The following is a 9,492-nucleotide window of genomic DNA, read 5'->3' on the forward strand; positions in this document are numbered from 1 at the left end:
GCGATGAAAGTAAAAAATCCCATGACCATGCTGCGCGACATGGCAGAAGAGAAACTGACTGCAACCACACGCACGCTTGGCAGTGTGCAGCAAACACTGCAACAAGCGGTGACGCAGCATGAACAGTTGCAAGGCTACGAGCAGGAATACCAACGATCCTTGCGACAGGGAATGATGGGACGCGGCATGTCGGTGGCGGATTTAGTTAACCATCAAGCCTTTATCGTGTCGTTGAATCAAGTGGTGAAGCAACACGAAAAGCACGTTAACAGCTGCGAACGCGTGGTGGATAAGACCAAAGCGAACTGGATGCAGGAGAAGCGCAAGCTTAACGCGTTTGAGACGCTCATTGTTCGCCGCGAGACGGCGCAAGCCTTGGTGGAAAGCCGTCAGGAGCAAAAGCTGATGGATGAGTTTGCCCAACGAGCCGGACAAAAAAGAGAGAGATTATGAAGATCGATATCGCCACGTTACTGGCGGGCAGCGCGGAGTCGCTGCCAACATTGGGCAAACTTAGCGACAAAAATTTTGGTTTAACGCTGGATAAGAAACTCGGCGATTTAGAGCAACTGCTGCTGGTGCTGCACAGTGAAGTATTGCCTGTGGTTACGGAGGGGACGCCTGAATCCGCGCCTTTGGTTCTGACTCCATCAGTGAGCGAGCTGCCGGTTGAGTTGGAATTAGCAGGCGAAGTGGCACTGACCGACGATACCGAGATGGACGAGAAGGATTTGCCCTCAGTGTTGTTGGAGGTTTTGGCTGATGATAATCCGCAATGGCAGTTGCAACAGTGGGTAATGCAAGTGTCCTCCAACGCCGACATTGCCCCGGTGATAACCGAAGCCAAAGGGCCTGTTATCAATCCGCTGTTAGCATCCGTTAACCTGAAACCCACTGCGCCAGCTGTCGCAGAAACGCCATTGGTGTTAAGCCGAGGTACGGAAAAAACCAGCAGTGCGCCAGCGGCAGCCTTCACCCCCGCGATGGCGATGGAGCCGGTTATGGCAGTTGAAACCCCTTCAGCCCAACCGGTGACGGCACCAATGCCTATCACCCTGCGGCCGGTGGCGAATACGCAGGCAATGCCCGTCGCTACGGTGACTTATCCGCCGGAAACGCCGCAGTGGAAGCAATCCGTTAGCCAGCATATTGCGGTATTTAGCCGCAATGGCATGCACAATGCAGAAATTCGTCTGCACCCGGAAGAGTTGGGATCGCTGCATATCACGCTGCGTGTGCATCAGGATCAGGCTCAAGTGCATATTGTCAGTGAACATGCGCTGGTGCGTCAGGCGATGGAGCATGCCATGCCGCAATTGCGCACCGCGATGGCAGAAGCCGGTTTACAGCTGGGGCAGGCCAGCGTAGGGGCAGATAATCCGTACGCGGGGGCTAACGCGCAGGGTGAGCAGGATACTGATGCTCAACAAGAAGCCAGCCAGCCGGATGAATTAGGGCCAGAAGATGACATTGTTCCTACATTATTGACAACTACACCTGGAAATATTTACGGAATTAACACTTTCGCCTGAAGTGCTGAATAAGCAACAGGAATGAAATTTTATCGCCTAATTATTCAGCACCTCACATGGACTACAATACTCGCCATATTAAGTTCGGCTGGACAATAAGACATCCCCTTTATTGCAGAGTTTATGAATCATGGATAACGAAAAAAAGAAGGCCAAGAAAAGTGGAGGGAAACGCTCGCTCCTCACCCTTTTGCTAATGATATTTGCCATCACTGCGTGTGCGATGAGTGGTTATTTGCTCTGGGAACTTAAGTTCGCCCCCGCGCGCAGTGATGCCGTTGCTGCCAGTGGAGAAACTACGCCTGAGCCCGTTAAACCGGTTGATCCGCTGTATGTGTCGATGAATACCTTTACCGTGAGTTTAAAACCCACGGCAAATGAATCTGATCGCGTGCTTTTTTTGGGTTTATCAATACGCCTCGCTGATAAGTCGGCGGTATCAATTCTGGAGAAATATTTACCAGAATATCGCAGCCGCCTCTTTATGTTGCTCACACAGCAAACCTATGAATCATTATCTACCGATGCCGGGAAAACTCAGCTGATTGAAAGTATCAAAAACGAACTCAGCAAACCATTAGAGGCTAATCTGGCGATTGCTCCCTCCGATGTTCTTATTAATGAATTTATTCTGCGGTAAATATTATGGCTGATAGCTTTTTGTCTCAGGATGAAATCGATCGTTTGCTCAATGCCGATAATGAGAGCAGCGAAGATCCGCATGGTGTTGGAGCGGATGAAGGGATTAAACCTTATGATCCGCATACCCAACGTCGGGTTATTCGCGAGCGACTTCATTCGCTGGAAATCATCAATGAACGTTTCGCACGTCAGTTTCGTATGGGGCTGTTTAACCTGTTGCGTCGTAGCCCAGATATTACCGCGGGCAACATCAACATTCAGCCATACCATGAGTTCGCGCGTAACTTACCGGTGCCGACCAACTTAAATTTGATACATCTCAATCCGTTACGCGGTACTTCGTTGATGTCATTCTCGCCGGGGTTAGTGTTTATGGCGGTCGATAACCTGTTTGGCGGCGATGGACGTTTCCCCACTAAAGCCGACGGACGCGAATTCACGCCCACCGAACAGCGCGTGATTCATCGCATGCTGAGCATGGCGCGTGAAGCCTACGAATTTGCATGGAGCACTATTTATAAAATCAAAACGGAATATATCCGTTCTGAAATGCAGGTGAAGTTTACCAATATTACCTCCTCGCCGAATGATGTGGTGGTCACGACCCCCTTCTCGGTGGAGATTGGTTCACATCGTGGTGAATTTAATATTTGTATTCCATTTAGCACCATTGAGCCGCTGCGTGAACTGCTAAGCAACCCGCCGATGGATAATTCACGCTATGAAGATTCAAACTGGCGCGGTTTATTAGCCAGTCAAATGCGTGAAACACAGCTGGAAGTGGTTGCTCAGTTCTCAGAATTGGATACCCGACTTTCCAATGTGATGCAGATGAAAAAGGGCGATGTGCTGTCGCTGGATAAACAAGAATTTATTGAAGCCTGTGTCGGCGGTGTGCCGGTCTTTACCGCGAAATATGGCTCCGTCAACAACCAATATGCACTCAAGGTCGAACAGATGGTTCAGCCGGCATTGTCATCATTAACTAAGGAGTAATTTCCCCATGAGCGATATGAATAACTCGTCGGGTTCAGACGATCAGTCCATCGATAATCTTTGGGGTGATGCGATGAGCGAGCAACACGCTGCGGGAAATACAGATCAAATGGCTGTTCCACAATTTTCTGAAGAGATGAATCTGATCCTCGATATTCCGGTGAAAATGACCGTGGAATTGGGGCGTACCAAGATGACCATCAAAGAGTTACTGCGTTTAAGCCAGGGCTCGGTGGTCTCGCTGGATGGATTAGCCGGTGAACCGCTGGATATTTTAATCAACGGCTACTTAATTGCGCAGGGTGAAGTGGTGGTGGTCTCCGACAAATTTGGTATCCGCATCACCGATATCATTACGCCATCTGAGCGTATGCATCGTCTGAGTCGCTAATGAACAGTTCTGCTCCCCTAATGTCTGCCCGCCAGGCTGGCGAAGCGCTGCCTTCTGATTCGCTATTGATGACGGTAACCGGTGCGTTGGTACTGGTGGTGTTGTTGATGGTGACGCTGGCATGGCTGTTTCGCCGTAGCGGCCTGACACGTCGCCTCGCCGATAGCCACGGTGCTATTCATCTGGTAGCCAGCAAATCGTTGGGTGCACGCGAGCGCGTGGTGTTGGTGGATGTGGGGGAGCAACGCTTAGTGCTGGGTGTCACCGCCACGCAAATCAGTTGTTTGGCGACACAGGTGCGCCCGGCAGATGCGGTCGTTGCATCGCCGTCAGCTAACGCCAGTTTCCCGGCCGTGCTGGAAACGCTGCGGCAGAAATACCGCAAGGATGGCAAGTGATGAAGACACGTCATTTGCTTGTGACGCTGCTGCTGGCATTGCTGCCCACGGCCGGTGCGCTGGCGGCCAACAGCGACATCGTGATTGCCCGTCCGGCTGGAGAAGCCGGTTGGTCGCTGCCAGTGCAAACGCTGGTGCTGCTGAGTGGCATGACCTTTATTCCCGGCGTGCTACTGATGATGACGGGCTTCACCCGCATCGTCATCGTTTTGGGCTTGCTGCGTAATGCAATGGGCACGCCGACCGCGCCACCCAATCAGGTACTGGTGGGTCTGGCGCTGTTTCTGACGTTTTATGTCATGTCGCCGGTGTTTAATCAGATCTACGAGAAAGCCTGGCAACCGTTGCAAAACAACAGCATCACCATGGAAACCGCGCTGGCGGAAGGCATCAAACCTTTACGTGCGTTCATGCTGGATCAAACGCGTGAAAGCGATCTGGCGATGTTCGCGCGTATCGCCAAGACCGAACCGGTGGAAGGGCCAGAAGCGGTGCCGCTCAGCATTCTGGTGCCGGCTTTTGTCACCAGCGAGCTGAAAACCGCCTTTCAAATCGGTTTCACCATCTTTATTCCTTTCCTGATTATCGATCTGGTGGTCGCCAGTATTCTGATGGCGCTGGGGATGATGATGGTGCCGCCAACCACCATTGCGCTGCCGTTCAAACTCATGTTGTTCGTGCTGGTTGATGGCTGGCAACTGCTGATGGGCTCGTTGGCCCAAAGCTTCTACAGCTAAGGAGAACGCGATGACACCGGAAAGCGTAATGGTACTGGGCATGCAGGCGATCAAAGTCGGCTTGATGATTGCTGGGCCACTGCTGCTGGTGGCGCTGGCAACAGGCCTGATTATCAGCATCTTGCAGGCCGCCACGCAGATCAACGAAATGACCATGACCTTCATCCCAAAGATCCTAATGATTGTTGGCGTTGGTGTGATTCTTGGGCCGTGGATGTTGAAAATTTTTATTGAATACACTCGTGTACTGTTTGCCAACATTCCCTATGCGATTGGCTAATGGCGTTTGGCATCCCTCTTGAGCAGCTCTACGAGCAGATCAGCCACTATTTCCTGATTATGGTGCGGATTGCTGCGTTACTTTATGTCGCACCGATCTTTGGTGAGAAGGCAGTGAGTAAGCGCTTACGCGCTGCGTTAGCCATGCTGATTGCATTGCTGGTGGGTGCCAATGTGCCAGATGCACAGATTGGCCTTTACTCCTGGACCGGCGTATGGGTGATGGCAAAGCAAGTGGTGATTGGTGCGGCGATGGGCTTAACGCTACAACTGCTGTTTGCCGCCGTGCGCCTTTCTGGCGAGATCATCGGCATGCAAATGGGCCTCTCCTTCGCCACCTTCTTTGATCCTGGGGTAGGTAACAGCCCGGTGATTTCTCGCTTCCTGAATCTGCTGGTCACTTTGCTATTCCTGACGCTCAACGGCCACTTATGGACGTTAGCGTTGTTATCGGAAACCTTCTACGCGCTGCCGGTGAATGCCGATCCCTTGCATGCCGGTGGATTCCTCTATTTAGTCAGCAGTGCCGGGCTGATTTTTAGCCAGGGCTTGATGCTGGGGCTGCCGATTATCGCCTTGCTGTTGTGTATCAATATGACGCTGGCATTGCTGAACCGCTTAACCCCGCAACTGTCGATTTTTGTCGTGGGCTTCCCGCTGACGCTCAGCGTTGGCATGCTGGCGCTGTTCCTGATGGCGCAGACGTTACCGGTGTTTTTCGAACGGCTAATGGCGAGCGGCTTCGATATGATTACTCAACTGATTGCTGCATTGGCGTAGACCCCATGGCAGGCACAGGGTCTGATGATTAATTCACACAGGCCGAGCGTGCCACGGTTTCCGTACCCGCTGCCAGAACTTTACCTTCCAGCAAATAGAACGCGGAGGAGGATACGCTACCCGGGGCAATATGCGGAAAAACGTAATCCTTCACTTCCTGATCGGTGCTCAAATCGCTTAAACGTCGGCTTTGACTCACCACAGTCATTTCGAATTGATTATCGTGAGCCTCGCCGGTGAAACGCAGTTCGCGGTTTACTGGTGTGGGCGGCGCAATCAATCCTTGCTGATTGTAGTGGGAAATATTGCCGATAAAGGTCATATGACCTTTGTTCAGACCGTCGCGGTAGGCGAGATAAACGCCACGTGTCATGGTGACATCCGCATCTGAACGGATGTGGAAGAAAGCTATCGGAAATGCGCACTTATCTTTCAGTGGTGTAACGTTGTAGGTGCGAATTGCGAAGCCCCCTACAGCGACAATAAACCCGCCGAGAAAAAGCAGCGTAAGCGGCGACTTAATAAACGCGAAAATAGAACGATTCACAGTCATTCTTTGATTCCTGCAGCGGATGTTGGCAGGCAATTAGCCCTTGGTGTGCGGTGTTCTGATCGAGGCCCATCGTGATATATAACACTCTGGCAGGTTTAATATCGGGCTGTTTTTCTAGTACATAGTGGGTGTAAGTTTTTAGCGTTGCTTCAATAAGTGGATCCCAATCACGCTTATTTTTTGGCACGAGCACTTGCGTATTTGGGGGCGTATTAGGGCCATACCAGGCCACAAAGTCGATGCGAGTGGGCGTGAGAATAAACAGCTTGTGGAGCACCAAACTCACTAGCAAGCCAACGATGACCCCCGCGAATACCGCCTGGATTGACCTATTCCACTTTCCCGGTTGCCGAACCAAGGGCGCGGGTTGAGCGCGCGCTGTCTCGCCGACGTCTTGCTGCTTGATTGGCATAGAGGGAGAGGGCAATGCGTCGTCAGGTTCGGCGTCTAAGGAGGTGGCCTGGAAGCCGCTATCACGCACTATCAGACGATAACCGCTGCGAGTAACGGCTAACAGAGTGACATCATTTTGCAATTCCAGGTCATTCAGGGCGCGGCGCAATTTATTGATCATCACGCGCACACTGTTATCGGTTACCTCAACACCAGAACTGCGCCAGCCAATGTCCATCAGTTGTTCCTGAGACAACACCTCACCCTTTGCTTCGGCGAGTGCTTGCAAGCAGAGACTGGCTGAGGCGGGCAAACTGACATTTTTGCCATCGCTGAGTCGGGTAAGCGTGCGCGTTTGCGTATCTAACGTAACGGACGATCCAATCGCAATGTTGATGAGCATAGATAATTGATTCTTCTAATTAATGGTGTGAAAGCACAGGTAGTAATTTTTTTATTAATGCCTATTAATGAGCCTAATAATAGGTTGAGAAAGCGTGCCTGATTCTTAAGTGTGCCAGGTTTTTTTTCAACACCCCAAGCTGGATTGACCTGGAGGGATTAAGATTATTAATTTTAGTGGGCTTAAAATTATCTGCTGCCAAATAGGTCTTTACTGCTCATTAATAAAGTTAACATCCAATACTGGCCTTGTACACTCAGCTGACTTATGGCACTGATAATTACGGTGTTTTAATGCAAATAAGGAAGAATAATCATAATCAATAAGGCGTTAGCATCAATCAATTTCTTAAAGGTTGAAAGCTAACTGCTCACCAAACCTACAAGCATTGATTTAACACTGCTTGGTTTGGGAAGGTGATTATGAACGGTGAATGGCTGGCGAAGAGGTGTGCATTTTAATATTTTTTAATGCGTTCGATTCAGACTAAGCATGCGGATTTGAATATTTAGTCTCTCACATCAAACGAAGTTTGGTTTTCTCACGTCTTAATAGACCAAAAAAAACCTGTATCATTCAGATTTTTTTATAAATTCACTGCTTGATTATTAGGTGAAAACCTTCTCAGGCCGTGGGTTAACAAGGTTAAAAATTTAAAATACAGTGATTGAGCAATAATGCGCTGTTATTGGCGATTTAACCGGGGTTTTTAGCGCAGGCTTTGCCCCTTTCCCATATTAAAATAACGCTGTAGTGGCGGTGTGGTGCTGCCATGTTTTACAGGCGTTCATACTATGTTACTTACTGCTGTTTTAATTGTTATGGTCATCTTACTGGTATCCCTGATTCAGTACGGAATCCTCCCTCCTATTATCAAATCTGAAAATGCCCGCTTGCATGACCAGGTCGATGCGCTGGCGAAACACATGCGCGCGCAACTTGATCGCGTTGAGGCTTTGCAGCGATCAATGACAGAAAACGTGGTGACACTCAAAAGTTACACGTTGGACAAAATGTTGCCGGAGAGCGGTGAAAACGAGGCGGGGTTGGAGCGCAATTTCTTTAATGCGCTGGTTAAAGAGCTAGGTGAGCGGATAGGCGGGCGATTGTGGCTGGTCGAAAATAACGGGCGCGTAGTGGGTGAGGCCACGGAAGGGGCAAAGAATCATCATGACCTGCCAATGGCCATGCCTTTACGCTCTCTGCTGGCTCAGCCGGGTGAAGGGCTGCGGCATTCACTCTTTCGCACAGCCAGCGGCGAACATACGTTAATTGCTCAACCGATTGCCGGGACATCCTGGTTACTGGCCATTGATATCCCTTCCCGCCATTTAGGCGATCGGGTGGGCGCGGTATTGCACCGTCCCTGGCCGCTGGCGACGCTATTGCTGGTTTCGACGCTGACGCTACTGCGCAGTTTGCATCAGCATACTTCACGTTTACATGAAGAGTTGCCGGGTCTACTGCATCATCAAGACACCACGATTCGCGAGCAAATCGCCCATTTACCGGCATTGGTACAAGAGATTGCGACACAAGTGAGTGAACTGGCGAACGCAGCGACTTGCATTGCCCAGAAAAATGAACAGCTGCTGATATCACCTGAAAATAATGCCAATCGCGTGGCCATGCTGACGGAAAGTGCGTGTGGCGTGGTGCTGGCGATGCATGAGTTGCAGCAGGCGGCGCGAAAAATGGCAGAAATCGCCGCAGCTTTAGTACCGCTTTCAAGCCGAGCCTACAGCTATGCGCTGCACAATGAAGAGGGCGTTTTTGCTGTAGAGGCACGTCATCTGGCGCAACGCTGCGCGCGTTCATCGAAAGATCTCAGGGCACTGATCTCCGATGCCATGATGCAGGAACAAAATGGGGTATCGACGCATAACCAAAGCAATAACGTGTTAATTGAAGAGGTTTATACCGTAGCCAATGCGTTGATGAAACGGGCGCAGAGTTAAGGTAGCGCAGGAGTAAAAAAAAGCCCTCCGGCGTGGAGGGCAAAAATTCAGGATTACAAAACGTCTGGATGTAGAGGCGACAAAATTAACGCAGCAAGCTCAGTACGCTCTGTGGAACCTGGTTAGCCTGAGACAGCACTGAAACGCCAGCCTGTTGCAGGATGTTCGCGCGGCTCATGGCTGAAACTTCTACTGAGAAGTCAGCATCCTGAATACGTGAACGTGCTTCAGTGGTGTTGATAACGGTGGTGTTCAGGTTCGCGATGATAGAGCTGAAACGGTTCTGAATCGCACCCAGGTCAGCCTGGAAGTTGGTCACGTGGGTCAGTGCGCCGTCCAGGGTTTCCAGCAGGTTGTCACCGGCAGAGATTTTCGCCACTTCGTGTGCGTCACGTGCGTCAACGGCAGTGATGGATGCAGGGTCAACTGC

Annotated in this window: 13 protein-coding genes; 10 read left to right on the plus strand and 3 right to left on the minus strand. The window is 50.7% G+C overall.

The window, feature by feature from the left end; genetic code table 11:
* The first annotated feature begins 3 nt into the window (after window positions 1-3).
* The 9 genes from fliJ to fliR all read left to right on the plus strand — a co-directional run bounded on the left by fliJ (window position 4) and on the right by fliR (window position 5,755).
* Entirely contained in the window at window positions 4-453 is a 450-nt protein-coding gene (fliJ, locus tag ACPUC7_RS11230; RefSeq protein ID WP_494922976.1) for a flagellar export protein FliJ, read from the plus strand.
* Window positions 450-1,532, plus strand: coding sequence for a flagellar hook-length control protein FliK (locus ACPUC7_RS11235; protein WP_494922977.1), 1,083 nt, complete (start codon window positions 450-452; stop codon window positions 1,530-1,532). Before fliJ ends, ACPUC7_RS11235 begins: the two co-directional genes overlap by 4 nt.
* A gap of 130 nt (window positions 1,533-1,662) precedes the next feature.
* Window positions 1,663-2,172 (plus strand): flagellar basal body-associated FliL family protein, encoded by a 510-nt coding sequence (locus tag ACPUC7_RS11240; protein WP_494922978.1) that lies wholly within the window; start codon window positions 1,663-1,665, stop codon window positions 2,170-2,172.
* Between the two features lie 5 nt (window positions 2,173-2,177).
* On the plus strand, window positions 2,178-3,170 hold the full coding sequence (fliM, locus tag ACPUC7_RS11245) for a flagellar motor switch protein FliM (RefSeq protein WP_494922979.1): 993 nt from the start codon (window positions 2,178-2,180) through the stop codon (window positions 3,168-3,170).
* A 7-nt stretch (window positions 3,171-3,177) separates the two neighbouring features.
* On the plus strand, window positions 3,178-3,561 hold the full coding sequence (fliN, locus tag ACPUC7_RS11250; protein ID WP_343552936.1) for a flagellar motor switch protein FliN: 384 nt from the start codon (window positions 3,178-3,180) through the stop codon (window positions 3,559-3,561).
* Window positions 3,561-3,959, plus strand: a complete 399-nt coding sequence (fliO, locus tag ACPUC7_RS11255) for a flagellar biosynthetic protein FliO (RefSeq protein ID WP_494922980.1) — start codon at window positions 3,561-3,563, stop codon at window positions 3,957-3,959. The genes fliN and fliO overlap by 1 nt, the downstream gene beginning before the upstream one ends.
* Window positions 3,959-4,696 (plus strand): flagellar type III secretion system pore protein FliP, encoded by a 738-nt coding sequence (gene fliP, locus ACPUC7_RS11260; protein WP_494922981.1) that lies wholly within the window; start codon window positions 3,959-3,961, stop codon window positions 4,694-4,696. Before fliO ends, fliP begins: the two co-directional genes overlap by 1 nt.
* 10 nt (window positions 4,697-4,706) lie before the next feature.
* Window positions 4,707-4,976 carry a flagellar biosynthesis protein FliQ gene (fliQ, locus tag ACPUC7_RS11265; RefSeq protein WP_343552938.1) on the plus strand — a complete coding sequence of 90 codons (270 nt, stop codon included), beginning with the start codon at window positions 4,707-4,709 and terminating at the stop codon, window positions 4,974-4,976.
* The gene (gene fliR / locus ACPUC7_RS11270) at window positions 4,976-5,755 is read left to right on the plus strand and encodes a flagellar biosynthetic protein FliR (RefSeq protein ID WP_494922982.1); all 780 of its coding nucleotides are present in this window, start codon (window positions 4,976-4,978) and stop codon (window positions 5,753-5,755) included. The genes fliQ and fliR overlap by 1 nt, the downstream gene beginning before the upstream one ends.
* Window positions 5,756-5,783: 28 nt before the next feature.
* On the opposite strand, the gene ACPUC7_RS11275 is transcribed toward fliR, so the two are convergent.
* Both ACPUC7_RS11275 and ACPUC7_RS11280 read right to left on the minus strand, forming a co-directional pair.
* Window positions 5,784-6,308, minus strand: coding sequence for a hypothetical protein (locus ACPUC7_RS11275; protein WP_494922983.1), 525 nt, complete (start codon window positions 6,306-6,308; stop codon window positions 5,784-5,786).
* Window positions 6,274-7,104, minus strand: coding sequence for a transcriptional regulator (locus tag ACPUC7_RS11280; protein WP_494922984.1), 831 nt, complete (start codon window positions 7,102-7,104; stop codon window positions 6,274-6,276). The genes ACPUC7_RS11275 and ACPUC7_RS11280 overlap by 35 nt, the downstream gene beginning before the upstream one ends.
* 926 nt (window positions 7,105-8,030) lie before the next feature.
* Here ACPUC7_RS11280 and ACPUC7_RS11285 point away from each other — a divergent pair.
* Window positions 8,031-9,062, plus strand: a complete 1,032-nt coding sequence (locus ACPUC7_RS11285) for a cache domain-containing protein (protein WP_494922985.1) — start codon at window positions 8,031-8,033, stop codon at window positions 9,060-9,062.
* 85 nt (window positions 9,063-9,147) lie between these two features.
* On the opposite strand, the gene ACPUC7_RS11290 is transcribed toward ACPUC7_RS11285, so the two are convergent.
* Window positions 9,148-9,492, minus strand: a 345-nt coding sequence (locus tag ACPUC7_RS11290; RefSeq protein ID WP_494922986.1) for a flagellin, incomplete at its 5' end; no start/stop codon positions are given.

This window comes from Pantoea sp. CFCC18179 (assembly GCF_059412405.1).

Coding starts and splice junctions, on each gene's coding strand:
- ACPUC7_RS11285 (WP_494922985.1), top strand. CDS start 8,031: ATGCGCGCGCAACTTGATCGCGTTGAGGCTTTGCAGCGATCAATGACA.
- fliQ (WP_343552938.1), top strand. CDS start 4,707: ATGACACCGGAAAGCGTAATGGTACTGGGCATGCAGGCGATCAAAGTC.
- ACPUC7_RS11275 (WP_494922983.1), bottom strand. CDS start 6,308: ATGACTGTGAATCGTTCTATTTTCGCGTTTATTAAGTCGCCGCTTACG.
- ACPUC7_RS11280 (WP_494922984.1), bottom strand. CDS start 7,104: ATGCTCATCAACATTGCGATTGGATCGTCCGTTACGTTAGATACGCAA.
- fliJ (WP_494922976.1), top strand. CDS start 4: ATGAAAGTAAAAAATCCCATGACCATGCTGCGCGACATGGCAGAAGAG.
- fliM (WP_494922979.1), top strand. CDS start 2,178: ATGGCTGATAGCTTTTTGTCTCAGGATGAAATCGATCGTTTGCTCAAT.
- fliP (WP_494922981.1), top strand. CDS start 3,959: ATGAAGACACGTCATTTGCTTGTGACGCTGCTGCTGGCATTGCTGCCC.
- fliN (WP_343552936.1), top strand. CDS start 3,178: ATGAGCGATATGAATAACTCGTCGGGTTCAGACGATCAGTCCATCGAT.
- fliO (WP_494922980.1), top strand. CDS start 3,561: ATGAACAGTTCTGCTCCCCTAATGTCTGCCCGCCAGGCTGGCGAAGCG.
- fliR (WP_494922982.1), top strand. CDS start 4,976: ATGGCGTTTGGCATCCCTCTTGAGCAGCTCTACGAGCAGATCAGCCAC.
- ACPUC7_RS11240 (WP_494922978.1), top strand. CDS start 1,663: ATGGATAACGAAAAAAAGAAGGCCAAGAAAAGTGGAGGGAAACGCTCG.
- ACPUC7_RS11235 (WP_494922977.1), top strand. CDS start 450: ATGAAGATCGATATCGCCACGTTACTGGCGGGCAGCGCGGAGTCGCTG.